Below are 24,014 nucleotides of genomic sequence, written 5' to 3'. Positions count from 1 at the left end.
CTGGCTTGATGCGGCAAGTGGCTTGTTCTAATATTGTCAAAAAACAATTCACTCCTAAAAAACAACACCATGAGCACCACAACCCTTCCCACAAAACCATCAGGACAGTTTAACGGAATGCTTACCAGCTTCAGCAAGGTTGGACTTCTTATGCAAACAGGAGCTGTTACCTCAGTTATATACGGCCAGAATATTTCCTTAACACTGGATCAGAATACAACTGTTCCCTGTATAGATACGGGAGTTAATTTTAGCTTCACCGTAAATACCCTCCCTCCCATCACACTGTTTCTCGATCAGGATGGTAAAGTAAAATTACGAAGTGATAGTAAATGGAAAAAGGGGCCAGAGCCTGGCAATCGGTTTATGTACGTATCACAGGGTAATTCACTAAAAGATTTTAGTGTTCACATTTTACTAAGCACAGCATCAAATACAGAGATCATGGAAATAATTCTTGTAGGAACTGTGCCTACAGAAGACGACAAACGATAAGATTTATCGTCGCCGCTTAACACTTCCGGTTACGTCACTCACTTCTTAAAATCCGGCTCTGCAGCCGGGGTGGCCGGCTATTTTCAGCAAGGATGCATCAACGTGGAGCTGTACCACTCCCGAAATGCCGGGAAAAAACAAGCTTTTCTGCAAGGCGATTTACAGAGGCGTTATCCGAAAAGCCTACGAGCAGGAACAACTTCAAATACAATTTATCATGGCTAACGTAAACTATGGCGTTGTAATTTCCAATGTCACCATTCCAGCCAACACCACATTCAAATACTGTGTGTATGGTGCTGATACCGGCGATTTCTATCAGGGAACAGTAATTGCCACCACACAGGGTATGTTGCAGGTAGAAAACGGGTACTACAATGGCGGCAGTGCGAATTCTTCAGGCCCGCACATCTGGGTAATCAATGCGGGCTCTGCACCGGTTACTTACAACATTATGCTTATGCAGGTTACCAATACCGGCTCACCGGCCGATGTAAGCAAAGTGGGTTTGAAGAAGGTTGATTAACCTTCAGGGAATGCCACTTTTTTTAGGAGAAGAGGTTGTTGTAACAGACAGCCTCTTTTTTTGTTTGTGCTTCGCACGCGGAGTTTTTTTCCGGAAAAACGCTGGAGGATTTTTGGTTCGCGCTTCGCGCGAGAGGGATTGTGCCCGGAAACTCCCTGTACTGATTGTGACTGTAGAAAATGCCGGAGGCATTTTCCCTTTTGGATTCGCGCAACTGCGCGATGCATCGCGCAGTTGCGGGGATTTTTGAAGAAAACGAAAAAAGCAGCCGGAAAAGGCTGCTTTTTGGGGTAGATAATCGGGCTCGAACCGACGACCCCCAGAACCACAATCTGGTGCTCTAACCAACTGAGCTATACCTACCATGTAAACTGCTTTTCAGCAGAACGGGTGCAAAGATAACGCTTCACTTGTATTCTCCAAACAAACAAGGCCATGAAAAATGTAAATTTGTGGAGATGAGCACGGATGAACGACATATTGAGCTGAAAATTGAGGGGATGGACTGCGCCAACTGTGCACTGGGCATTACCCGGAAACTCACAAAGGGCGGGCATCAGCAGGTTCAGGTGAATTTTGCCACGGGCGAAGCTACTCTGGAACTGGCGCCCGAAACCACCCGGCAACAGGTGGTGAGCGACATTACCTCGCTGGGCTACCGCGTGGTGGAGCCTGCGGCTGCCGACCAAAAACAGCCGCTGCGCCTCACTACAGAGCAGAAATTCTGGTTTTGCCTTGTGTTTACCGTGCCGCTCTTCTTCGGACACATGCTGTTCGGGCACGGCGCGTGGATAAACCAGCCCTGGGTGCAGCTGGCGCTTTGCCTGCCGGTGCTGGCTGTGGGCGGTTTTCATTTTGCGCGAAGTGCCTGGGGTTCGGTACGATCGGGCGTGGCCAATATGGATGTGCTTATTCTGCTTGGCTCTACCGCTGCCTTTGGCTACAGCCTTTTTGGCTGGTTTACGGCGGCCAATGCCCACGAAGTACACAATTACCTGTTTTTCGAAACCACAGCCACCATCATTACCCTTGTGCTGCTGGGCAACGTATTCGAACACCGGGCTGTAAAGCGCACCACCACCGCCATAGACGAACTGGCCGCCCTGCAGCCTTCCACTGCACGCCGCATTACCAGTCACGGCAACCACGAACACATTGAAGAAGTACCCGCCGCCAGCCTGCGCGTGGGCGACCTGCTCCAGCTCAACACCGGCGATGCCGTGCCGGCCGATGCCACCGTTACCGAAGGCAGCGGAGCCGCCAACGAAGCCATGATGACCGGCGAGGCCATTCCCGTAAACAAACAGCCCGGCGACAGCCTCACCGGAGGTACCATTCTGCTGCAAGGCCCCCTGCGCGCACGCGTAATACGCACCGGCAAAAACACCCTGCTGGCAAAAATCATCGACCTCGTAAAACAGGCCCAGCAGGAAAAACCGCCCGTGCAGCAGCTGGCCGATAAAATAAGTGCCGTATTCGTGCCCGCCGTTGTGCTCATTGCACTTATTACGCTGGCCGTAAACCTCTGGCTCATCGACACCGGCCTGCGAGAAGCTCTGCTGCGCAGTATTGCCGTACTGGTCATTTCCTGCCCCTGTGCCATGGGGCTGGCCACACCCACAGCCGTTATGGTGGGGGCCGGACGCGCAGCACGCAGCGGAATTCTGCTTCGCGGCGGACGCACACTGGAAACGCTGGCCAACGTGCGCACCATCGTGTTCGACAAAACGGGCACGCTCACCACGGGCGTGTTCAGCGAAATAACGCTTACCCCAATGCCCGGCCACAATGCGGTGCAACTTCAACGCATCCTGCTCGGCCTCGAACAGCAATCGGCACACCCGCTGGCTAAGTCGGTGGTGGCGTTGCTCACAAAGCAGGGCAATGTGCAGGCCGCAGCACTCACCGGACTCCGCGAAATTGCAGGCACCGGCATTGAAGGACGCGATGCACTGGGCAACCTTTGGGCCGCAGGCTCGTGGCGGCTGCTGCCCGAAAACCACAACGCCGGGCAGCACGATATTTACCTGCTCTGCAACGGCCTGCCCGTGGCCACCGCCGACCTGCGCGATGAAGTGCGGCCCGGCATGAAAGAACTGATTGACTTTATACACAGCCGCGGCATACACACCGTGCTGCTCAGCGGCGACCGCGCCGAAAAATGCCACGAAGTAGCCGCTGCAATCGGCATACAGGAAGTGCTGGCCGCACAGCTTCCCGATCAGAAACTCAACCACATTGCCCGCTTTGCCGCACAAGGCACCACTGCCATGGTAGGCGACGGCATAAACGATGCCCCTGCACTGGCCCGCGCCCACGCAGGCATTGCCCACGGCGAAGCCACACCGGCCGCCCTGCAATCGGCACAGGTGCTGCTGGCCGGCACTGCCGATTTACGCAAACTGCGCGATACACTGCTCATCAGCCACCACACCCTGCGCACAATCAGGCAAAACCTGTTCTGGGCATTTTTCTACAACGTAATTGCCATACCGCTTGCCGCCGCCGGACTGCTCTCGCCCATGATTGCCGCGCTGTCTATGGCGTTTTCAGATGTAATTGTAATCGGAAACTCCATCCGTCTTCGCACAAAAAAGCTAACTTAAAGCAGTATGAATGATTCACGTCCGCATCTGCTTTACATTGCAAGCTGGTATCCGCACATATCGGCACCGGTGCAGGGCATTTTCATTCAACGCCACGCACAAACCGCCGCACTCGATTACCGCGTTTCAGTAGTATTTGCCTACCCTGATGCGGCGCTTACCGGAAACAATATTGTAACCGGTGTGGAGCAGCACGGCGCACTTACCGAGATACGCGTATCCTACTCGCCGCAAACCACTTCGCTGCCCCTGCTGGGCAAATACCGCAAAAGCCGCCGCTACGTAAACGCCATTCGTGCAGGCGTGGCCGAAGCCATTATGCGCAACGGCACACCCGGATTGCTGCACCTGCACGTAATCTGGCGCGGCGCCGTAGCCACACTGCCCCTGCTGCGCGAGTTGAACGTGCCCCTCATTATTTCCGAACACTGGTCGGGCTATATGCCCGAAGACGGCAACTACAACGGCCTGCTCATGCGTACTTACACCGAACGCATTGTAAAACGCGCGAAACACATTACCATCGTTTCGGAAAAAATGCAGCAGGCCATGCAGGCACATGGTTTACAGGGAAACTATTCAATGCTGCACAATGTAACCGATACCGAACTTTTTAAACCCGCACCGGTACTGGTTCATGAAGAACCTTTTGAACTGCTTCACGTATCTTCACTCACCGAAAGAGAAAAAAATATTTCGGGAATGCTTCGCGTGATGAGTATGCTGCGCGATGAAAAAATACGGTTGCGGATTATTGGAGAGGGTGCCGAACGTGCGTTGCACGAAACAACAGCCGCAGGTTTGGGTGTGCTGGGTGAAAATGTATTTTTTGAAGGACAGAAAACACCGGCCGAAGTAGCCGTAGCCATGCAGCACAGCCACGCCCTGCTCATGTTCAGTCATTTTGAAGGCATGCCCTGCGTAATAGCCGAGGCACAAAGCTGCGGAATGCCCGTAATAGCCACGCGCACAGGCGGAATTCCGCAAATGGTTAACGAACAGCAGGGAATACTTGCACAACCGGGCAATGAAGACGAACTTCGCCGTGCGGTGCTCGAACTGAAAAAGCATTACCACCGCTACAACCGTGCCGCCATACGCGAACACGCCGTAGCCACCTACAGCACACAAGCCGTGCGCCGCGAACTGAATGAACGCTACAGCCAACTCATCCGCTCATGAAGCAAAGCCACTCCGGCTCGTGCTGCTGTGCAACAGTTTAACCTTTGACGCCTGGGAAGCTGCCACACTGCGTGCAGTAATGCAACTGCCCTTTGCGGAAATTGTGCTTGTGGCCGAAAACGCCTCACACATTCAAGGCGCCACACTCAAAAAACCGTTCAGCTATCCGTGGCGGCATTTCTTCTGGCGTGTGTATCAGCGCACACGGCTGGCAAAAATTGATGCGTTGCAGCCGGTTGACATGAGCGATGAGCTTGAAAAGCTGCCGCGCATGAAAGTAGCCGCCACACGCAAAGGCAAACACGCCGACTATTTTTCCGACGAAGCCATAGCGAAAATACGCGCCGCCAATGCCGATGTGATTCTGCGTTTCGGCTTCAACATTCTGCGCGGAGATATTCTCACTGCCGCACGTTACGGCGTGTGGAGCTATCACCACGGCGATGAACAACAGTTTCGCGGCGGGCCTCCCGGCTTTTGGGAAATGGTGCGCGGCGTGCCCGTAACCGGCGCCATCCTGCAACGCCTCACCGAAACGCTCGACAGCGGCGTGGTGCTGCGCAAAGGTTATTTCCGCACCATCCGCAAATCATACCGCGCACAGCTTAATCAATTGCTCAACGGCACCACTCCGTGGATGCGCAACGCACTCACCGATTTGCACAACGGCATTACACACCGCGCAGAAGCCGCACCGGTTAGCAGCACGGCAAAAATTACGCGCTACCCCGTAAACATGCGCTTTGTACTGGCGGGCATGCAACAGTTTTTTGCCGCACTGCAATTCCACTACACCGAACTTTTCCGCCACGAAATCTGGCACACCGGTATCGTTGCCCAATCGATTACCGATATTCTCGAAAACGGAATTACACAGCCCGTACACTGGATTGCCCCCGAAGCACACGACGAATTTTTTGCCGACCCGTTTGGCGGTGTGGATGAGCAAGGCAACGAACTGCTGCTGTGCGAGCATTTCAGCTACAAAACAGGTAAAGGCGTAATTGCTCGCCTTACACGCAGCGGCAACACGGAGCGCTGGCTCGAACGCGAACACCATCTCTCCTACCCTTACCTGTTTAAAGTAGGCGATGAACAAATGCTCCTTCCCGAATCGCACGAAAACTACAACGTATCGCTGCGCTACGCCAACAATCCCGAAAAAACAGTGATGCATTTGCTGCACGGCGTTTCGGCGGTGGACAGCACGGTGGTTGAATATGCAGGCCGGTTCTGGCTCTTCTGCACGGTTGAAGAAGAAGGCTCAAACACCAGTCTGCACATTTTCTGCGCCGAAAACAGCGACAGCACCTTTGAGCCGCACGCGGCCAATCCGGTAAAAACCGATGTGCGTTCGTCGCGCCCGGGCGGTACACCGTTTGTACACAACGGCAAACTCTACCGCCCCGCACAGGATTGCGCCGCCGACTATGGTTCGGCCGTAATACTAAACGAGGTTGCTTTATTAAGCACTACCGAATTTGAAGAGAAACCTGTGCGAACCATTTCCCCGCAGTCAGGCTGGACATGCAACAAAGGTCTGCACACACTTTCGGTACTCAACGCCGGTGAAACGCTTATTGATGCCAAGCGGTTTGTATTTAACGCCACGCAGTTCCGTCGTGTGCTGAAACGTAAACTCACCCGCGTTTTCGCCCGATGATCCGCAATATCCTTGTCACCTTTTCGGCCCGCATGGCGGTGGCTACAGCCAATTTCATTGTGCTGCTTTGCACCACGCACGAACTTGGCGCCGATGTGCGTGGCAAAATAAGCCTGATACAGCTGGGCGTACAGCTCATTCACCTCATCAGCGATCTGGCCGGAGGCCCTTCTGTGGTGTATCTGGTGCCGCGTTCGCCGCTGCGTATGCTGGTGGCCACGGCTACGGGCTGGGCGGTGTTCAGTGCGCTGGCTGTGGGTAGTGTGCTGTTGTATTTCAATCAGATTCCGCAGGAATTCGGGCGCGATGTGCTGGGCATTGGCCTGCTGGTATCGCTCAGCGCAGTGTTTCAGAATATTTTGCTTGGGCAGGAACGGGTGCGTCAGTATAATATTCTGCTGCTGCTGCAGGGCGCACTGCTCATTGGAGGCGTGGTATTTAGTCTGTATGCGGTAAATGTGCGCAGTGCCATGGCGTTTGTAATTGGCAGCTATGCAAGCTGGGGTGTGGTGGCTGTGGTGGCTGCGGTGCTTGTGCTCAAACACAAACATGTAGTTACGCGGCAGGAAACACGTCCGCTGCTGTGGGTGATGTTTATCAACGGATTTTTCACGCAGGCCGCCACACTTACGCATCAGCTTTCGATACGCGAAAATTATTTCCGGCTTGAAAAGCTGAGCCGCACAGACGATGCTGCGGTGGGCATTTATTCAACGGCGCTATCGCTGGGCGAGGCTATTTTGCTGTTCAGTGCCAGCATTGCTTCCATACTCATGGCGCGCGCGGCCAACGCCAGCGATTCGCCCGAGGTGCGGCGCAATACGCTGCGGCTTAGCAAGCTGAGTTTGCTGATTACATTACCCGCACTGCTGGTATTTGCCCTGCTTCCCGATGCATTTTATACGTGGCTGCTGGGTAAGGATTTTTCGCCTGTGAGGGGTGCGTTTTTGTCGCTGCTGCCTGGCATTGCAGCCATGAGTTTCGGTACGGTGTATGCGCATTATTTTTCGGGCACAGGCAGGCATTACCGCAACTTCATAGCCGGATGCGCCGGGCTGGGCATTGCCCTGCTGAGCAGCGGCCCGTTGATAAATGCCTTTGAAGTACAGGGCGCGGGCTGGTCGGCTTCAATGGCGTATGGCGGACTCTCGCTGCTCATTTTCGGCATGTTTATGGCCGGAAGCAAGGTAAAGGGCGAATGGAAGAATTTATTGCCGCAGCGCGAAGATGTGAGGGAAATAAAAGCGGTGCTTAGAAAAATTAAAGGCTGATTTTTATCTCCAGGCCATGAAGCATCTCGCACAAGCACTGAAACAAGTGGCCGCGATAAGCGGTATTGCACTACTGATTTCCTGCGGCGACAAAAAAACAACAGCCACCTGCTGCTGCACATGGCCATTTAAAGCAAACGAAGGCCAATACACCTACTATGCATTTACCGAACTTGACAGTGCGGCAGTGTGTGCCCAAAAACGGAACTTGAATATACTGGTCATCTTTTCCGGCTATTGCTGCATGGCTTTACCCGGTATGGAATGGGATGTGCTTGACCGTTTCGGGAATCCTGAATTTATTCAGAAAAATTATGTAATTGCGTGGTTGCCGGTTGATGATAAGAAGCAATTGAAAGACACCACCCAAACTGAAATAATTCAGGGTAAAACTTATCGGATCACTACTGAAGGAAAAAGAAATGCAGTACTTCAAATCAAGCTGTTTAATACGAATGGGCAACCTGTATATGGTATTCTGAATCCGGCGCTTAAACCGGTATGCCCGCCATTATTTTATACAAAAGACGAAGAAGAAGTTGAAGCATTTATCAAAAGCGGTATTGTAAAAAAGTAAGCACTGAAACGTGCGGACATACATTTAAAATTATTGATAATTAACTTAGAGTCTGTTTAAAATTCATCCTTTGGCTTTGTTTCGGCTCATTTTCCCGGCCTGCATTCGAATACATGATATACTCAACTACAGGTTATTATTTTTGAAAAGTGATTCTCTGTAATTATTTAACAAATCTTCGCAACATCCCCACACAACCATTTATGTTTTTTTACGCCTTCTGTGAAAACAACATAAAATGAAACTCCTGTATATACTTACCACCGGTGTGCTTATTACCACCACATCATTACATGCACAACGTGTAAAAACAACCGATCATATCATTACCGGAAGTGCTGCGGGCAGCATCCGCAATGCGTTTGATGCCCCGTCGCGGCTGCTGTATGTGGCTGTTCAGACCGAGTATCAATGGCGGTTTTCGGAACGGTTTTCGGTGGGACTGATTGGTATGGCGGGGATGGGCAAATTCGGACTATACGACAGGCAGTGGACCTATAAAATATCGCCGGAGGTGCGTTACTGGCTGCCGGTAAAATCAACACGCCTGCAGCCGTTTATTTATGCCAATTATGGATTTATGAGTGGCGGGAGGGAAATATACGGATCAGGCTATACACAAAATACACATGGCGGCGCAGCGGGTATTGGTATGATTGGCTGGCTGAATGATTCGTGGGGCGTGCAGGCAAAGTATGATGTAATTAGTACATCAGCCAATGGCGCTGGATTTAATGCGGCTTCGCCGCGCCTGCAAATGGGCATTGTATTCAGGCCGGGGCAGCGCAAGAAAAGCAGCGAGCAGGAACCAAAGTAAATTACGATAAAGCAGGGTCAGGATTTTTTGTTAAATTCATTCAATGAAAAAGAGCCTGACCCTGCTTTTTTGTGCTGCAATACTGCTTTACGGCACACTGCTTCGCGCGCAACCCTGCGGCGCTTCGCAGCAGCTAAGCCCTCAGCAGCAACTTACGCTCGATTCGTTTGCTGTGCTGCTTGATACGGCGCTGAAACACGAAGATCTTGCCGATATACAGATGCGTTGTGCGCAAATTCTAAACGTGCTTGGCAATCAGGCAGGCATTCCTGAATCGGCGGAAAGTTATTTTCAGCTCACGGCAAATACCCAGTGGGCCAGCTACAATGATGCACTGCTGGCCGAGCGTTATCTGATTGCGCAGGACAGCCTGGCGTATGTAGATTTGTGGAAATTAGGTAAAGGTATGTTGCCCCCGGCCTACCAGCCGCATTCGGTGCCGCTGCGGGCGGGAGCGGAAATTGCTGCGGGGCTGTTAAAAATTTCGTTTCACGAAGCCGATCAGCAGCGCAGCACGGCCTATTTCAACTGGGGCAAACGCGCACTCGACAGCCTCAAAACCATGCAGCTTCCCAGCGGTGCATTTCCTTTTCCTGATTTGCGCCCTTACAACGATCCGGTTTTTTCGCCCATCATTCAAAACTACCTCAACGCACTGGGCAGCGACTCGGTAAACGTGCTGCAAAACGGCTGGATTATTGACGACTCCGGCACCGGCGAATTTAAATTTGATGCCGGCCAGATTGCCAACGCATTTTACGAAGGCTATCAGCATACCGGCGATACATCATACATTACCGTAGTTATACGAATTGCACAATACCTGCGCAGCACCACATTCAACACCAACTTCAACTACAACAGTTTTTCCATACTCGGCCTCACCCGTGCCTGGCAGCTCACAGGCGATACCAGCTACCACAACCGCGCCATAAAAAATCTCGAATATGCCATGCAGCCCGGCCAGCTGCCCAACGGCCGCTGGATAGACGGCCACAACGCACGCTCGGTGTATCATGCGCTGATGATTTACAACACCATTCCCCTGCTGAAGAGTACGCCGCAAAATCATCCGAAATACCAGACCATTTCGCAACTCATCAGAAGCGCAGTAATAAACCTGAACATTTACAGCCACACCTGCGAATCAGCCACAGGCTTCCGCTGGCTGATTGCAGCCAATGATCTCCCGCCCGGATTTTTTACCAATGCCACTGCCGACAGCCTGAGCGATTATCTCGGCCGCCACACGCAGCAAATGATGATAAACGGCCGCTACACCGATATTCCAACTATTGGCGAATACATGCGCCTGATGAACGTAGTGGCCGGTACAGCCGAAACACCTCTGCAGTCTTTACAGGTAAGCGTTTTCCCAAACCCGGCTTCCGACGAAATAGCGGTGAATGTTTCGCTTACTGAACACGAACCTGTGCTGATTACCGTTTACGATGTGACCGGAAAACCGGTGCTTGCCCCGCAGCAAAATAGCCTGAATGCCGGCATGAACAGGGTGACACTGGATATTACCGCATTGCCTCCGGGCTATTACCTGCTGCACTGCACAGGCAGCTCCGGCCGGCAAACCATTCCGCTTATCAAATACTGATCGGCTAAGTTGAATACGTTTAATGTGTATAAAACACAAGCGGTACGCTGCGCACACTGTTGCCGGCCTGCAGGCGGATAAAATACAAAGCCCGGCTTCTGTCTGCAACAGTCAATGGCAATAAATAATTGCCCGGCTGTTGTTCGCCCTGCGAATGTTGTGCAACTATTTTGCCTGCAGCGTCGATAATTTGCACCGCTACATTGGCGGTTTCGGTGAGTGTGTAGCTGAGCTGTACCTCGCTGCCGGAGACCGGCTGCGGAAAAATCGTAATCGAAGATACTACTGCCTGTAAACTGCTGATGCCGGTGAGCTGGTGAATAACGCCCACCGCTTCAAGATCAAACCCGCATGAGGCAAACGGTGTGGCCCACGGATCATTCACCGCATTTCCGTTTATGTCGTAGGAAGCATATTGCGGCAGAACGGAGCCTACTGCGTCCACCACACGCACATAGCGTATTGCGTTGAGATCAATGCCCGGGCTGCCGGTAAGTTCGGAAAGATCGAACGGTGTGCCGTAAAAGGCAATATACTTGCCGGCAAGGTTGTTGAGCTTTGTGGCATCGAGCAAATCAAACGGGCCTTTTTGAACGGTGTCCTGCGTGTTGGAGGTGGCGGGAAAACGCACAAAGTTTACACCGTCGGAGCTTACTTCCACAAACGCCAGTTCGAGAAACTGTCCGTCGAACGAATTTTCGAACACGGCAAAATCCCAGCCGGGGCCATTGTAAACAGGGTTATCAAATGTAAGTGTGGCCGAGCCGCCGTCGCCAAGGCTTACAAAGGCATTGCTGCCCGACAGGCCGAGCGCCATGCTGCTGTCGCCTGCACTGGCGGTACCGAGTGCCGTGTTTGAAATATCCATTGGCCCGCGCTGCACGGTGCAGCCTGTAGCCCATGCCACAAAGGCGCTGCTGTCTTTGTACATGGCTGTGGTTCCGGGCACGCCGGCGGGCGGGGCAAACTGCGCGTACAGCTGCATGGTACAAAGCAGGGCCGGAACAAGAAACAGACGGAGCATGCTTTTCATTAATAGTAGTGTATTGTTCCGGCATTAATGCCTGCCCGCACATGCTGCAATTCGGCGCCGGAAGCCGAGTAGCGGTAAATATAGCTTCGCTGCACAAAATCAACCGCATCGCTTACCATGAGCTCGCCGTTGGGCAGGCTGGCCAGCGCGTAATAGTTGCGCTGTCCCTGCGCAATAAATGCCTGTGCAGGCAATTGCTGATCGGTGATGAGCATGGCTCTTACGCCGTTTTGCAAAAAGTAAAGCGTTGTGCCCTGCGCATTCACACACAACTCCTTTGCACCCGACGAAGGTGGCAAACTCCAGCTTTGTTCAACCTGATGTGTAGCCGGATTAATGCGTGCCAGCATGCCTGACGAAGTACCCTGCCAGTTTCCGCTGCAAAGCACCCAGAGTTTTCCGGCAGCATCCTGCACAATACTTCCGGCGCCATCGGCCAGCAAAATACTGTCGGTAACCACATCGGTTTGTGCATTAATTACATAGAGCTTGTTGTTTGCCGAATTGGTTACAAATACTTCACCGTTGTGCAAAAGCATTTTACCGGTTTTACCCGGAAGCGGAATTGAACCCGAAAGCTGATTCCCCGCCAGATCAACCACTGCAATTTGGTTGGCATATAAATCGCTCACATACGCTTTTGTTGTGCTGACCGGAAGCAGATAACGCGGTGAAGTAAATCCGTTTATGGTGGCTATACTTTTAAAATCATCCATCTCCACCACTTCCACCTTTCCCGAATTATTCACCACTACATAACCGCGATTACCAATTACGGTAATACTCTGGCACACATCGCCGAGCAGACGATTGTTTGCGGCCTGAAAAAGATCGCCGCTGCAGGTGGTGTCGCCGGTTTTCCAGTAATGCACCGACGAATTTCCGAACATAAAATTTCCTTCGCAGGTAATAAACACACCCTGCCCCGGCTGTATTCCCGAAACGGGCACCGGTTGCGGTTCGGGAAGCGGATCCTGTTTACAGGCCGTAAACAGCAGCAGCAATGCACCAAACAAAAGCAGTAGTTTATTCATCGGATAAAGTTACGTATTCGGGAGCAAGGGCCGGAGTATCTATAACGACACTCCGGCTTTTTTGCTCCTGTTTTCCCCTGCAAGAGAAAACTAGTTTTTGATGAGTTGCTTCACCGTGCTTGTGCTGCCTTCGCGGATGCTGAGCACATACATACCCGGCGCGAGGAACGAAAGATCAACCTGCTCCTGAGCAGCTGCAAGCGTTTCGGTAAATACCACACGGCCCGAAGCATCCGTAATTTCAAGCTGGGCGGGAATAGTTTGAGTGCGCGAAATTACGAGCGAGGACGTAAACGGATTAGGCCACGTATGCACAGGCGATGCTTCGGTTTGTGTAATGCCCAGCGGCGAATCGGCTGTGGTGAAATTGTCGATGCAGTAGTAAGCAGGCGTATTCATTCCGGCCGAACCTACGTCGCTCGAGTTGAGCGTGATTTCCAGACTGTCGCAATTGCCAAGTGTGGTAAGGTCGAGCCAGGTCCAGTTGCGCACAATATAGTCCTGTGCGTTGTTGGCAAAACGGAAATCGGCAAAGTAAAACTCCACGCTGTCGTTAATTGATAACTGCCCGTTGAGGTATTTGCGTACCACCATTTTAAACCAGTCGGGATCGTTGCCTGATGCACCACCGAACTGCTTGCCGAAGAAATCGCCAAAGGTCATGCTGTTGTAAGCATAGGCCGAAGTATTCACATACATACCGTTTACTATCCCACCTGCCGCATTGCCTGTGAGGCGGATGATGCTGTAGTTTGTACCCACAAAGTAGTTTGCCGACTGGTAACCGCTACCGGCCGATGCGGTGTAAAGCTGAGCAACGCTGCTGGCCACCACTGCGCTGTCGGTACGGTTTGATACGGCCCAGCCGCTGGCCCAGTATCCGCCAAATGAGGTGTCATAGGCGTTTGGAAAAAAAGCATTGCCCGAAGCGACCCCGCCGCTCTGGTCGCTGCCATTCCAATACGATTCTGAGGCAAGTACTACATTTTCGGCTGTGGAAATGGTTTGTGCGGCGAGTGCCGTGGTGAAGGACAAAGCAATGAGCGTAATAATTTGTTTCATACGTTGTATTGTTATTTTGTATTGATTGATGATGTACGTGATTGAAAATCGATACGCATGCCTAGCTGAAAACTGCGCGGCGGCATGGGACGCAGCGGCATGGCCTGATAGGCGGTGTTGTAGAGATTATTTACACGCACAAAGCATTCGGCCTTGAATTGCTTTAGTTGCAGTGTAGTGCCGGCCGTAACCTGTGCCTGTGTAAATGCAGGTAAATAGGTACTGTGATCGGTTGAGGTGAAAAAGTGAGAAGTGTATTGATGGGTATAAGTGAAATAAATATCATGATACTGCACGGTAAGAATGCCAAATGCCCGGTGTGCAGGGACATAAATAAGTTGTTTGTTTACCGACTGATCGTTTGGTGAAATGCTGCGTTTGTTAATGCTTCGTACATAATCATACCCAAAGCTGCTGCTGATTTTCCATTTCCTGCGCCTGTAGCCGATATCAATACGTGTTTCAGCTCCGCGGGCCCATACCTGCCACACATTGCGCGGCGACCAGTATGCACCGTTCGGAATCCATTGTATCCAGTCATATACTTCGCGCACAAAGCCTGTAAACTGTAACGCTGTGAACCAGTTTCCGTGGTGCAGCATGGTATTGACCGAAGTTTCGGCGTTCCAGCTTTTTTCCGGTTTGAGTTGCGGATTACCGCCGGGCTGCCAGTATAAATCATTGAAGGTGGGCAGACGGTAATTGCGTGATAAATTGGCGTTAAATGTTATGATACGGGCAAAAAGGGTTGTGAAGCCCGCACTGCCCACGGGCTGAAGCAGGCGGCCGTTTACCTGTTCGCCTCTGAACTGGAGGATAATTTTTGTATGGGGGCGAAGTGTAAAAGCAGCAATAGCAAAAAGTGCGGTGCGGTTCATGCTGCGTTGGCTGAGGAAGCGTGTAACCTCTACCTGCGAAAACGTGTTGTTGATGCCGAGGTTTACTTCTGCACGCGGGTGCAGGATGCGGTTGATTTCGGTTTCGGTAATTTGCGTAAGGCCGGTGGTGATTGACGATGAATCGCCGGTATAGCCGCTGGTGTAGCGGAGTTCGTCGAGCAGCAATGCGGCGCGGGTGCGTATGTAAGTGCGGTTATCGTTGAGCGCGGCGGCATGCGTGAGCAGGAAGCGCGCGCTTCGGTCGTATTGCGTGGCGTTGCTTTGCAGCTGCAGCATGGAAGGCGCAATATGCCGGTTGTTTTCCTGCAGCCAGATGTGCGCGCCGATGCGGTGATTGCCTTTGCGGCCGGGCATCCAGCCAAAATCAGCCGTAGCAGCCTGCATGAAAACTGATGCATTGGTTTGCTCCTGCTCCGGCGACCCGGCCAGCGTAGTATTGCGAAACGGAAAATTGTTGATGGCCAGCTGCCTTACTCCGCGTACCGATACAGCCATACGGCTTCGGCTCAGCAAAAACTGCAACGCCTGACCATTTTCGCCGAAGCTGCCAAACTGCGAGGACGCCCGCGCGGCAACTACCGAATCGCCCGGCTGCACCGAACTGCCCAGCATAACCGCACCGCCAATGGCACCACTGCCCCACGCTGCCGAAGTGCTGCCGGGATTGAGCTGCACCGACTGAAAAAGAAACACCGGCAGCAAAGCAAAATCAACCTGGCCGTTTGCACTGCTTTGCAGGTTGATGCCATTCCACACCACCGGCGTATGCGAAGCACTGCTGCCACGCACACCAATGCTGGCAAGCGATCCGCTGCCATAGGTCTTTACAAAAACACCGTGCCGCAGAAGCAGGTCCGACATCGTTTGCTGCGCATACTGCGACGTAAGCGCCGAGTCGATTGGCAAACTGCTCACAGCTGCACTGCCCAAACCACCGCGCGGCGCTTCAATCACCACCGGCTTTTTCAGTGCCGGGCGCAAACTGTCCTGCGCATGCAAAGCCGGTAAACAGCCGCACACAAACAACAGCCCCGTGAGGTATGTACGCAATGGTTTCATCATAGCAGCCAAATGATCTGTTCCCGGATCAGTATGCAGCCGCAACGAAAGAATAGTGTACAGGAAAACGAAAAAAAGAAAATGCAATCCGTTCAACCTGTGTCACTCTTTTCCCGGAGCGCCTGTGGTTTTGTGGTTGCGGCAGGTCTTCTGACTTGTTCCATTCCGGGCGCCTTCCCGGTTGCTTAAAACCAGTGGCATGTGGAGGCCCGGAATCGGTAATGGAACTTACAGCAGCGGGTACTGTTCAGGATTTACACCTGATTCCCTTTTCATTTCATCGCTCCTGCCCGGAGCATGAAAACCGAAACCGCTGCAAATGTAGAAAGTATTTTGATATGTACACTTTTCATTTTTCTGCTGACATACTTCTGTCACCAAACACATTCATTTTTGCAGAAAAAAAATGATCTACGAAGTAGCCCTGTTTCAAACCTCAGCCGGTATTTCTGAAACCGAAGCGTTGAAACGCTTACATTCACTTACACCCATTGTATCCGAATTCCCCGGCTTTGTAAGCCGGCGTATTTCAAGAAACAGCGATGGCTTATGGCTTGATTTCCTTGAATGGGAAACCATGGAACAGGCCCGAAAAGCCTCTGATACGATTTTAGGAATGCCCGGTGCTGCAGACGCATTTCAGGTTATTGATATGAATACACTACAGATGTTTCATTTCCAAAAGATGGATGCATTTTCTTAACTTTATCAGCTATGCAGGATGTTTCAAGCTATATAGCCAATGCTCCGGAGCCGGAACGCGCAGTGCTTAATGCGCTTAACACCTGCCTCTCAGGACTGCCCGGTGTGTTTGTGAAAATGAACTATGGTTTGCCGTTTTACTATCGGAATTCATGGATTTGTTACCTCGCACTGCTAAAAAACGGAGGTGTTGAACTTGCATTTACTCGTGCCAATGAACTTTCAAACGAACAAGGATTACTTGATTTCAGAAACAGGAAACAGGTGGCCGGAATAATTTTCAGGGAATTACGTGATATTAACCTGAATGTGTTGCATGAAGTTATTCAGGAAGCCATACTGCTTGATGATACGGTGAACTATTCTGTTCGGAAGAAAAAATGAGTTTCACTGCACACAAAAAACGAGGCCCCGGAAAGCCTCGTTTTTACATTTCAGAAAAAAGGCAGACCCGTAAGCCGGGTTCTGTTTTACATGGTCAGCAAGTGACCCTGCGTTTCCGTCATTTCTCTGGGCCGTTTGTTGCCAAACGGCTCAAGCAACCTACCCACACCGTGTTTCCGAAGCCGGAAACTGAAACGGGCAGCTTCATCTGCTGCAATTTGCAGACCGGTGCTTATTTGGTTTTTCAACACCCGGGGTTTACCCCACACAACTGTCGCCAGTTGCGGCGTGCGCTCTTACCGCACGTTTTCACCCTTACCTGCATACACGTATGCGGGCGGTATAGTTTTCTGCGGCACTTTCCGTTACCCAAACCTTTACGGTTTGAATCCCTTCCCGTTAGGAAGCGGGTTGCCCTGTGTTGCCCGGACTTTCCTCCCTTTTTTTGCAGCAAGCCGCAAAAAAACAGCGACGGAGCAGTCTGCCTGCGGCAAAGGTAGTAAACGAGCTCTTCATCATCTGTAATTTATTTTACAAAATAAAAAAGCGCTCCGCTGTTTCCAGACTGAAGCGCCTTGTGCGGAGCGAAGCACGGGTTTCTTTAGCGGACTGCTTTACCTGACTGAATGAATTTATTGTCTTCTGTAATCAGGTAGAGATAAATTCCTTCGGTGAGTGCCGACAAGTCTGTTTCGCTGTATGCTTGCTGAAGCGTTTGCTGCAATACGATTCTGCCGGATACGTCGTAAAGTGTTAAGGTGAGTGGTGTGGTAAACTGCTCATCGCGCACAACAAGTGATAATCCGGTGCTGAATACTGAAAAATTCTGAGCTTGTGTTTCGGCAACCGAATTGGGCGAGGTATTCTGCGCAGGATAATATTCGGCCTGCACCACGGCTTTGCTGGCCGACTGTTGCAGTATTGCAAAGGTATTGATGCGCATGAAATTCCAGGCCGGATTATTGGCCGATGAAAATGTAAACACCACCGAATCGCCGATGTTTGCGGGTAAATTAAGTGAAACGCCGGAAGTACCGCTCAGGGCTTTGCGCAATACATTGTAATGACGTATTTCGCCGTTGGGTGCGTTGTAAAAAACGGTGTCTTCGGCCAGTGCCACAAAAAGCTGCAGATTGCCGAGTGTGTGTGCGGCTTCGGTTTTTACGATAATTTCTGCGCGGATGGAATCATTGCCAAAACGTGTTTGCACAATGCGGATGGATGCGGGCGAGGTTTGTCCGATGTAGGGCGTAAACAATGACGAAGCACTGTAATTGGCCGAAGTGGCAATGTTTGTGCCCTGAATAACAAGGCGCGGCGTGGAGCCGTAAATGCTGTAGTAGTTGGTGCGTCCGTCGTTGTCGGCCACGTTGTGCTGATTGAGCACGCAGGCACTGTAGGGCGAACTTGGATGCACGGAGAGGCGTATTACACCGCTCTGGTTGTTGAGGTTGGTATTAAAACCGGGATTGCGCGACGCACACACGCTGCACAGCGTATTGGTAAAATGCTCGACTACTACTTTTTTTGGAACCTGAGCCGATAGCGAAAGTGCAAACGCCAAACCGGCTGCAAGCTGAGCTGTTTTTTTCATCATTGCCGTTTTATGTAGGTGATTAACTACGTAGAAAAACGGCCTGCAGATTTGGCAACCGGACAAAAAACGGCAATCAGCCGTAAATAACTACTTCGGTGGCGCCGAAACCATAGCGCTGGTAGGATGCATCGTGAAAGCGTATGCCTTTGTAGGTGCCCAGCACGCGGCGTATTTCGCTTTTGAGGCGGCCGTTGCCTACGCCATGGATAAACACGATGCGTTGCAGATGGTCGGCCATGGCCTGGTCGAGTTCCTGCTGCATGCGGCGAAGTTGTAAATCGAGCAGCTGTCCGTTGCTCATGCCGTTCCAGTTGTCGAGCAGCTCTTCGATGTGCAGGTCAACTTCTTTTTCCAGCTGCTGATTTTTGAGTGCGGGCTTTGATGCATGGCCGCGCTGGGGCTGCTGTTCCTGTGTGGCGAGCATATCGCGCAGGGCGGCTTGCGTGAGGAAGGGTTTTGATTCTTCGGCCGGGGCTGCTTTTTCGTAAAGCGGCACCAGCTCGGCTACGTATGATTTTTTGCCGGTGAGCAGGTGCTCGCCGTAAGTACTGTCTTTAAAGAACTTGGTTCCTTTGAGCCGCAGCAGATTGGACACAGGTGCTCGGTGTTCGTAGGCATCGTCGCTGTAAAAAAGCACATCGGTTTTTATATTGCCCCAGTTGTCGATGTCTTGCGGGGTAAGCGTTTCCACCTCAATCTGCCGCCCCGGCCCCAGCATACCGGCCTGAATGCAGGTCCACAGGCTTCCGTCTTTGAGCGAAAGCGTATAGTAAATATCGTAAGTGCTGTGGTTGAACAGAATGAGATCTATTTTACCGGCCGAGGGAAAAGCCTGATGCTGCGGCACAAACGCGAGATAAATTCCGTCGGGGTAACGTGTGTTAATCACAGCCGGCGCAGTGGGCACAGCCGGACGGCTTTGCGCAGGAGCCGAAGCCTGCACGGCAGCAGGCTCGGGCGCTGTAATGGGATTTACAGGCACAAGCTGCGCCACGGGGTAAGGATACTCAAATCCGTCTTCAATTTCAACCATAGCCATGCCCTCGCCAAGCAAACGGCTTATTATTCCCTCGCCTTTTTCGTTAAGAAAACGAACCCGGTCGCCCTTTCTGAATTTCATACCACAAAGGTAATATTTGCCGTTTGTCTTCCATTATTACCGCATATTAATAGCAAAACAATAAGAAGTACTAAATAGTATATTTTAACACTAATACCCCTTATTTATAGTGCATATTTGTAATGCAGCGTAAATATTAAAACAATTTGTTATGAAAAAAACTGAATTTATCCTTATTACTGTGGCCTTGATTTGCGTATGCATACTTCTCAGCGACCACTGGACCGGAATAGTTGTTGCCCCTGTAGGAATTACGCTGCTGGCGGTGTTTTATTTTATGAGCGGATTTTTCCTTTTCTGCGGACTTTCGTTTTCGGCTGTGTTTCGAAATTTTTCTTACACCAGGCATTCGGCGCATGATTTATTAGTTGCGGCAGCGGGCGGTGTGGTGGTTGCCTTGCTGCTTATTGGCATTCAGAGCAAACTTATGCTTTGGAGTTTTTCCAGTTCGTTTTTGCCGCTATGCCTTATTGTGGCAAGTGTATTATTCTTCATTACGCTGGCACTTTATAAGCTGCTGACCCGTGCACTGCTTACCAAAGTGCTGCTGCGCATAGGCTTTTACGGCGCTATCGGCCTTATGCTGCATGTGGTTTCGGGACAAACACTTATTAATCATTACTACAGAAACAATTCCGAAGTGGCCAATATCCGTAACATGATGTGGAACGATCCTTACAATGACTTATTGGTGAATAAGTATGAAAAATTAATCAGCAGCTACGAACAGGACGACCCGCTTTCTGCAAACAGCAAATCATTCTATATTACCCCCTGAACAATGCCCGGATGCGGTGCAGGCGGATAAAACACAATTTACCTTATTTTTGCGCCTGATGCGCCACTTTCTTACCCTTATCCGTTTGCCCAATTTGCTCATTATTGCCTTTACGCAATATATGCTGCGGTGGTGCCTTATTCTCCCCACACTCAATTTACACCGCGTAGATACAGATCTTGATCTGCTCCCGGCCAGTCACATGAACGAGCTTGATTTCTTCCTGCTTGTGCTGGCCACGGTTATGATTGCTGCAGCCGGTTATATTATTAACGATTACTTTGATGTGCGGATTGATGAGGTAAACCGCCCCGACGAAAATGTGGTGGGAAAAACCATAAAACGCCGTGTAGCTATGGGCGCGCACATGGTTATTAATATACTTGGTGCAGGAATCGGCATCTGGCTTTCGTGGAAATACGACCAGTTCAGAGTTGGTTCGTTTTTATTTGTTACCGCTCCTGCCCTGCTTTGGTTCTATTCCACAAGCCTCAAACGCCAGTTCCTTATCGGCAATCTGGTTATTGCGCTGTTATCGGCACTGGTTACCTTACTGGTACTGTTGTTTGAACTACCCGGTGTACACCGCACAGTAGCGGAAACGTATCCCATTCTCATCGAAAAAAAACTGTACAGCCTCGAACCGATTCTGAATATCGGTCTGGCTTATGCACTGTTTGCGTTTCTCATTTCGCTGCTGCGCGAAATGATTAAAGACACCGAAGACTACGAGGGCGATCTTGCCTATGGCTGCCGCACCGTGCCTATTGTACTGGGCATTGCACCCACCAAATGGATTATGGCCGCTACCGCATTTTCAGTGATGCTCATGCTCGGCTTTATTCAGTTCAGCATGGCGCAAAGTGCCGACTGGTTGTCATTTGGTTATTTGCTCCTGCTGGTGCAGATGCCGCTGGCGGCTATTGTGTGGCTCACGCTGAAAGCAGCAGGTAAGCGTCACTGGCGCCGCATCAGCCTGCTCATCAAACTGGTGATGATTGGTGGTATTTCCTACCTGTTTATTTACGCCTACGGAATTAAGGAAATTACAAAAACAGTTCTTACAGCCTGATGCATCCCGAACGACTGAGCCGTTTCCGCTTCATTTTAGCGTCAAAATCGCCGCGCCGCCAGCAACTGCTCCGCGAACTGGGCATACCGTTCGAACTCATTACAAAAGAGGTGGACGAAAGTTTCCCCGCTCACCTGCAGGCCGGTGAAATTCCGCTCTACCTCTGCCGCAAAAAAGCCGATGCCTTTGAAGGCGATCTCGCGCCCGATACGTTAGTAATTACAGCCGATACAGTGGTGTGGATAAACGGCCACGTGCTCAACAAACCCGAAAGCCGCCACGAAGCCCTGCTCATGCTTCGCGAACTCTCAGGCAGCCGCCACGAAGTATATACCGGCGTGTGCATACGCTCATCTGTGCGTGAAGAATACCTTGTAGCCCGCACCGACGTATGGTTCAGGGTGCTGAAAGAAGAGGAAATTGAATACTATGTAGATAAGTACCAGCCCTACGACAAAGCCGGTGCTTACGGCGCACAGGAGTGGATCGGCTACATCGGCATGGAGCGTATTGACGGCTCGTATTTTAATGTGATGGGGTTGCCGGTGAAAGAAGTGTATGAAAAGCTGGCGGGCTGGGTGTAATCCTGATTTTTTACTGTAACTCGCCCAGCACCACTGCCGGGTCAATTTTCAGTGCACAATTAAAATGTGCCTCGGGACAGGAAGCGTGGCCGTGCAGTCCGCAGGGGCGGCAGTTTAACTTTTCGGCCACTTCCACCACGCGCGACTGCGGCGATACCGGGCCAAAGCCAAACGCAGGCACGGTGGAGCAAAACACGGCAGTTACTTTAGCATCAGCTGCCGAGGCAAAATGCAGCGGGGCAGAGTCGTTTACATAGTTCATGGCCGCATCGCGGATCATGGATACCGACTGCAAAAAGCTGAGTTGCCCCGCCATGTTCATTACCTGCGCACGGCCCGAATCGCGTCGGATTTTCTCACAAAGCTCATTATCGCCGGGTGCGCCGAGCAGGTAAATACGGTATTGTGCAGGCACCAGCGCAATGAGTTTGAGCCACTGCGAGGCCGGCCACTGCTTGGTAAACCACACCGATGCCGGCGCGATGCAGATATACGGCCCGGCCTGCTTGTGAAACGAAACCGCTTTTTCGTCGGCCGCGGTGGGATAAAGCCTCGGTGCCTGCGGCTCATCATCGGTAAGGTGTACAATGAGATCGAGGTTGCGGCGTATTTCGTGGCGGCCGGTGCCTATTTCGTGCGGCAAGGCGCGGGTGTAGCGCCAGCTCAGCGGATTTTTATCAAAACCAATGCGCTGCCCTGCGCCCGAAAAACCGACCAGAATGCCCGACGAGGCAAAGCGGTGAAGGTTAACCACTACATCGTATCTGCGCTTACGGATTTGCCGGAGCATTTTCCAGAGGTTGCGCAGCTTGCCTTCTTTTTTGTTCCACACCAGCACCTGATGCAGAAACGGATGCCCGGCCAGCAAGCCTTCATTTCCTTTTCGCACCAGCATATCAATTTCAGCACCGGGATAATGCCGGTGCAGCTTTTCGGCCACAGGCGTAGCCAGCACCACATCGCCGGTAAAGGCGGTTTGGATAATGAGTATGCGTTGCAGGGCTGCGGAGCTCACGGTGCCGGAAGTTAATTTACACCGCTACGCTGAAATCGCGCAGGGCATCGTTGAGCGAGGTTTTAAGATCCGTGCTGGCCTTGCGCTGACCGATAATGAGCGCGCAGGGCACCTGATAGTCGCCGGCGGGAAATGCTTTGGTGTAGCTGCCAGGAATAACCACCGAACGCTCGGGCACAAAGCCTTTATGCTCTACCGGCGTGCTGCCGGTTACGTCGATAATTTTGGTAGAAGCCGTAAGCACCACGTTGGCGCCCAGCACCGCTTCGCGGCCCACACGCACACCTTCCACCACAATGCAGCGCGAACCCACAAAAGCACCGTCTTCAATAATCACCGGCGCCGCCTGCACGGGTTCCAGCACACCGCCAATGCCCACGCCGCCGCTCAGGTGTACGTTTTTGCCGATTTGTGCACACGAGCCTACAGTAGCCCAGGTATCCACCATGGTGCCGCTGTCCACATACGCCCCAATGTTTACGTAGCTGGGCATGAGTATTACACCTTTGGCCAGAAACGCGCCGTGACGGGCCACCGCGTGAGGCACCACACGCACGCCAAGTTCCTTGTAATTACGTTTGAGCGGCATTTTATCGTAAAATTCAAGCGGACCGGCTTCCATCGTTTCCATTTGCCGGATGGGGAAATACATAATTACTGCTTTCTTCACCCAGTCATTCACGCGCCAGCTGCCATCGCTCAGCGGCTCTGCCACGCGCAGCAGGCCCTTGTCGAGCGATTCTACCACATCGTGAATTACGGATTGGGCATCGGCATTGGCCAGCAGGCTGCGGTTTTCCCAGATTTCTTCGATAAACTGTTGCATGGTTTGTGTAAGCTAGGCTGCGAAGGTAGTATGCCTGAGCCGCCCTGCCATAATTAACACTGGTTTTTACTATTAATTTTTTCCACCGCCGCAGCAGCTTATC

Annotated in this window: 22 protein-coding genes, 1 tRNA gene, 1 other RNA gene and 1 riboswitch; of the genes, 14 read left to right on the top strand and 10 right to left on the bottom strand. The window is 51.7% G+C overall.

Annotation, left to right across the window (positions count from 1 at the left end; genetic code table 11):
* Window positions 1-69 precede the first annotated feature (69 nt).
* Both IM638_13945 and IM638_13940 read left to right on the top strand, forming a co-directional pair.
* Window positions 70-495: a hypothetical protein gene (locus IM638_13945; protein ID MCA6364134.1), complete on the top strand. Its 426-nt coding sequence runs from the start codon at window positions 70-72 to the stop codon at window positions 493-495.
* A 217-nt stretch (window positions 496-712) separates the two neighbouring features.
* A complete protein-coding gene (locus tag IM638_13940; GenBank protein ID MCA6364133.1) occupies window positions 713-1,021 on the top strand; it encodes a hypothetical protein in 309 nt (102 codons plus the stop codon).
* Between the two features lie 286 nt (window positions 1,022-1,307).
* On the opposite strand, the gene IM638_13935 is transcribed toward IM638_13940, so the two are convergent.
* A tRNA-His gene (locus IM638_13935) sits at window positions 1,308-1,384 on the bottom strand.
* A 95-nt stretch (window positions 1,385-1,479) separates the two neighbouring features.
* Here IM638_13935 and cadA point away from each other — a divergent pair.
* From cadA to IM638_13900, 7 genes are all read left to right on the top strand, one after another.
* Window positions 1,480-3,627 carry a cadmium-translocating P-type ATPase gene (gene cadA, locus IM638_13930; protein ID MCA6364132.1) on the top strand — a complete coding sequence of 716 codons (2,148 nt, stop codon included), beginning with the start codon at window positions 1,480-1,482 and terminating at the stop codon, window positions 3,625-3,627.
* A gap of 6 nt (window positions 3,628-3,633) precedes the next feature.
* Complete coding sequence (locus IM638_13925; GenBank protein MCA6364131.1) at window positions 3,634-4,809, top strand: glycosyltransferase; 1,176 nt, start codon at window positions 3,634-3,636, stop codon at window positions 4,807-4,809.
* Window positions 4,778-6,472 carry a hypothetical protein gene (locus tag IM638_13920; protein ID MCA6364130.1) on the top strand — a complete coding sequence of 565 codons (1,695 nt, stop codon included), beginning with the start codon at window positions 4,778-4,780 and terminating at the stop codon, window positions 6,470-6,472. Before IM638_13925 ends, IM638_13920 begins: the two co-directional genes overlap by 32 nt.
* Window positions 6,469-7,743 carry a hypothetical protein gene (locus IM638_13915; protein MCA6364129.1) on the top strand — a complete coding sequence of 425 codons (1,275 nt, stop codon included), beginning with the start codon at window positions 6,469-6,471 and terminating at the stop codon, window positions 7,741-7,743. The genes IM638_13920 and IM638_13915 overlap by 4 nt, the downstream gene beginning before the upstream one ends.
* Before the next feature lie 16 nt (window positions 7,744-7,759).
* The gene (locus IM638_13910; protein ID MCA6364128.1) at window positions 7,760-8,320 is read left to right on the top strand and encodes a hypothetical protein; all 561 of its coding nucleotides are present in this window, start codon (window positions 7,760-7,762) and stop codon (window positions 8,318-8,320) included.
* A gap of 238 nt (window positions 8,321-8,558) precedes the next feature.
* The gene (locus IM638_13905; GenBank protein ID MCA6364127.1) at window positions 8,559-9,137 is read left to right on the top strand and encodes a hypothetical protein; all 579 of its coding nucleotides are present in this window, start codon (window positions 8,559-8,561) and stop codon (window positions 9,135-9,137) included.
* A gap of 43 nt (window positions 9,138-9,180) precedes the next feature.
* A complete protein-coding gene (locus IM638_13900; GenBank protein MCA6364126.1) occupies window positions 9,181-10,746 on the top strand; it encodes a T9SS type A sorting domain-containing protein in 1,566 nt (521 codons plus the stop codon).
* Between the two features lie 19 nt (window positions 10,747-10,765).
* Here the strand turns inward: IM638_13900 and IM638_13895 are convergent, their stop codons facing one another.
* From IM638_13895 to IM638_13880, 4 genes are all read right to left on the bottom strand, one after another.
* Window positions 10,766-11,779 (bottom strand): T9SS type A sorting domain-containing protein, encoded by a 1,014-nt coding sequence (locus tag IM638_13895; GenBank protein MCA6364125.1) that lies wholly within the window; start codon window positions 11,777-11,779, stop codon window positions 10,766-10,768.
* The gene (locus tag IM638_13890; GenBank protein ID MCA6364124.1) at window positions 11,779-12,813 is read right to left on the bottom strand and encodes a hypothetical protein; all 1,035 of its coding nucleotides are present in this window, start codon (window positions 12,811-12,813) and stop codon (window positions 11,779-11,781) included. The genes IM638_13895 and IM638_13890 overlap by 1 nt, the downstream gene beginning before the upstream one ends.
* Window positions 12,814-12,903: 90 nt before the next feature.
* Window positions 12,904-13,875 carry a DUF4465 domain-containing protein gene (locus IM638_13885; GenBank protein ID MCA6364123.1) on the bottom strand — a complete coding sequence of 324 codons (972 nt, stop codon included), beginning with the start codon at window positions 13,873-13,875 and terminating at the stop codon, window positions 12,904-12,906.
* 11 nt (window positions 13,876-13,886) lie between these two features.
* Window positions 13,887-15,836 (bottom strand): TonB-dependent receptor, encoded by a 1,950-nt coding sequence (locus IM638_13880; GenBank protein MCA6364122.1) that lies wholly within the window; start codon window positions 15,834-15,836, stop codon window positions 13,887-13,889.
* 119 nt (window positions 15,837-15,955) lie between these two features.
* A riboswitch (cobalamin riboswitch) is annotated at window positions 15,956-16,157 on the bottom strand.
* Between the two features lie 82 nt (window positions 16,158-16,239).
* On the opposite strand from IM638_13880, the gene IM638_13875 reads away from it, so the two are divergent.
* Window positions 16,240-16,536, top strand: a complete 297-nt coding sequence (locus IM638_13875; protein ID MCA6364121.1) for a hypothetical protein — start codon at window positions 16,240-16,242, stop codon at window positions 16,534-16,536.
* An 11-nt stretch (window positions 16,537-16,547) separates the two neighbouring features.
* Entirely contained in the window at window positions 16,548-16,919 is a 372-nt protein-coding gene (locus IM638_13870; GenBank protein MCA6364120.1) for a DUF1801 domain-containing protein, read from the top strand.
* A gap of 54 nt (window positions 16,920-16,973) precedes the next feature.
* Here IM638_13870 and rnpB read toward each other — a convergent pair.
* From rnpB to IM638_13855, 3 genes are all read right to left on the bottom strand, one after another.
* Window positions 16,974-17,407: RNase P RNA component class A (rnpB, locus tag IM638_13865), an RNA gene on the bottom strand.
* A 113-nt stretch (window positions 17,408-17,520) separates the two neighbouring features.
* The gene (locus tag IM638_13860; GenBank protein MCA6364119.1) at window positions 17,521-18,513 is read right to left on the bottom strand and encodes a T9SS type A sorting domain-containing protein; all 993 of its coding nucleotides are present in this window, start codon (window positions 18,511-18,513) and stop codon (window positions 17,521-17,523) included.
* A gap of 76 nt (window positions 18,514-18,589) precedes the next feature.
* The gene (locus IM638_13855) at window positions 18,590-19,636 is read right to left on the bottom strand and encodes a DUF2027 domain-containing protein (protein MCA6364118.1); all 1,047 of its coding nucleotides are present in this window, start codon (window positions 19,634-19,636) and stop codon (window positions 18,590-18,592) included.
* 151 nt (window positions 19,637-19,787) lie between these two features.
* Here IM638_13855 and IM638_13850 point away from each other — a divergent pair, with 151 nt between their 5' ends.
* The 3 genes from IM638_13850 to maf are packed head-to-tail and all read left to right on the top strand — an operon-like array spanning window position 19,788 to window position 22,070.
* Window positions 19,788-20,414, top strand: coding sequence for a hypothetical protein (locus IM638_13850; protein MCA6364117.1), 627 nt, complete (start codon window positions 19,788-19,790; stop codon window positions 20,412-20,414).
* A 58-nt stretch (window positions 20,415-20,472) separates the two neighbouring features.
* On the top strand, window positions 20,473-21,486 hold the full coding sequence (locus IM638_13845; GenBank protein ID MCA6364116.1) for a geranylgeranylglycerol-phosphate geranylgeranyltransferase: 1,014 nt from the start codon (window positions 20,473-20,475) through the stop codon (window positions 21,484-21,486).
* The gene (maf, locus tag IM638_13840) at window positions 21,486-22,070 is read left to right on the top strand and encodes a septum formation protein Maf (GenBank protein MCA6364115.1); all 585 of its coding nucleotides are present in this window, start codon (window positions 21,486-21,488) and stop codon (window positions 22,068-22,070) included. Before IM638_13845 ends, maf begins: the two co-directional genes overlap by 1 nt.
* Window positions 22,071-22,080: 10 nt before the next feature.
* Here the strand turns inward: maf and IM638_13835 are convergent, their stop codons facing one another.
* Both IM638_13835 and IM638_13830 read right to left on the bottom strand, forming a co-directional pair.
* The gene (locus IM638_13835) at window positions 22,081-23,070 is read right to left on the bottom strand and encodes a glycosyltransferase family 9 protein (protein MCA6364114.1); all 990 of its coding nucleotides are present in this window, start codon (window positions 23,068-23,070) and stop codon (window positions 22,081-22,083) included.
* 31 nt (window positions 23,071-23,101) lie between these two features.
* Window positions 23,102-23,911, bottom strand: coding sequence for a 2,3,4,5-tetrahydropyridine-2,6-dicarboxylate N-succinyltransferase (locus IM638_13830; protein MCA6364113.1), 810 nt, complete (start codon window positions 23,909-23,911; stop codon window positions 23,102-23,104).
* Between the last annotated feature and the right edge of the window lie 103 nt (window positions 23,912-24,014).

The sequence above is a fragment of the Bacteroidota bacterium genome (assembly GCA_020402865.1).
Classification (GTDB): domain Bacteria; phylum Bacteroidota; class Bacteroidia; order Palsa-965; family Palsa-965.
The sequence above is the reverse complement of the archived record's forward strand: the minus strand, read 5'-3'. Positions and strand labels throughout refer to the sequence as shown.

Excerpts from the sequence above, each read along its gene's own strand:
- IM638_13945 (MCA6364134.1), top strand. The coding sequence starts at position 70 with ATGAGCACCACAACCCTTCCCACAAAACCATCAGGACAGTTTAACGGA.
- IM638_13940 (MCA6364133.1), top strand. The coding sequence starts at position 713 with ATGGCTAACGTAAACTATGGCGTTGTAATTTCCAATGTCACCATTCCA.
- cadA (MCA6364132.1), top strand. The coding sequence starts at position 1,480 with ATGAGCACGGATGAACGACATATTGAGCTGAAAATTGAGGGGATGGAC.
- IM638_13925 (MCA6364131.1), top strand. The coding sequence starts at position 3,634 with ATGAATGATTCACGTCCGCATCTGCTTTACATTGCAAGCTGGTATCCG.
- IM638_13920 (MCA6364130.1), top strand. The coding sequence starts at position 4,778 with ATGAACGCTACAGCCAACTCATCCGCTCATGAAGCAAAGCCACTCCGG.
- IM638_13915 (MCA6364129.1), top strand. The coding sequence starts at position 6,469 with ATGATCCGCAATATCCTTGTCACCTTTTCGGCCCGCATGGCGGTGGCT.
- IM638_13910 (MCA6364128.1), top strand. The coding sequence starts at position 7,760 with ATGAAGCATCTCGCACAAGCACTGAAACAAGTGGCCGCGATAAGCGGT.
- IM638_13905 (MCA6364127.1), top strand. The coding sequence starts at position 8,559 with ATGAAACTCCTGTATATACTTACCACCGGTGTGCTTATTACCACCACA.
- IM638_13900 (MCA6364126.1), top strand. The coding sequence starts at position 9,181 with ATGAAAAAGAGCCTGACCCTGCTTTTTTGTGCTGCAATACTGCTTTAC.
- IM638_13895 (MCA6364125.1), bottom strand. The coding sequence starts at position 11,779 with ATGAAAAGCATGCTCCGTCTGTTTCTTGTTCCGGCCCTGCTTTGTACC.
- IM638_13890 (MCA6364124.1), bottom strand. The coding sequence starts at position 12,813 with ATGAATAAACTACTGCTTTTGTTTGGTGCATTGCTGCTGCTGTTTACG.
- IM638_13885 (MCA6364123.1), bottom strand. The coding sequence starts at position 13,875 with ATGAAACAAATTATTACGCTCATTGCTTTGTCCTTCACCACGGCACTC.
- IM638_13880 (MCA6364122.1), bottom strand. The coding sequence starts at position 15,836 with ATGATGAAACCATTGCGTACATACCTCACGGGGCTGTTGTTTGTGTGC.
- IM638_13875 (MCA6364121.1), top strand. The coding sequence starts at position 16,240 with ATGATCTACGAAGTAGCCCTGTTTCAAACCTCAGCCGGTATTTCTGAA.
- IM638_13870 (MCA6364120.1), top strand. The coding sequence starts at position 16,548 with ATGCAGGATGTTTCAAGCTATATAGCCAATGCTCCGGAGCCGGAACGC.
- IM638_13860 (MCA6364119.1), bottom strand. The coding sequence starts at position 18,513 with ATGAAAAAAACAGCTCAGCTTGCAGCCGGTTTGGCGTTTGCACTTTCG.
- IM638_13855 (MCA6364118.1), bottom strand. The coding sequence starts at position 19,636 with ATGAAATTCAGAAAGGGCGACCGGGTTCGTTTTCTTAACGAAAAAGGC.
- IM638_13850 (MCA6364117.1), top strand. The coding sequence starts at position 19,788 with ATGAAAAAAACTGAATTTATCCTTATTACTGTGGCCTTGATTTGCGTA.
- IM638_13845 (MCA6364116.1), top strand. The coding sequence starts at position 20,473 with ATGCGCCACTTTCTTACCCTTATCCGTTTGCCCAATTTGCTCATTATT.
- maf (MCA6364115.1), top strand. The coding sequence starts at position 21,486 with ATGCATCCCGAACGACTGAGCCGTTTCCGCTTCATTTTAGCGTCAAAA.
- IM638_13830 (MCA6364113.1), bottom strand. The coding sequence starts at position 23,911 with ATGCAACAGTTTATCGAAGAAATCTGGGAAAACCGCAGCCTGCTGGCC.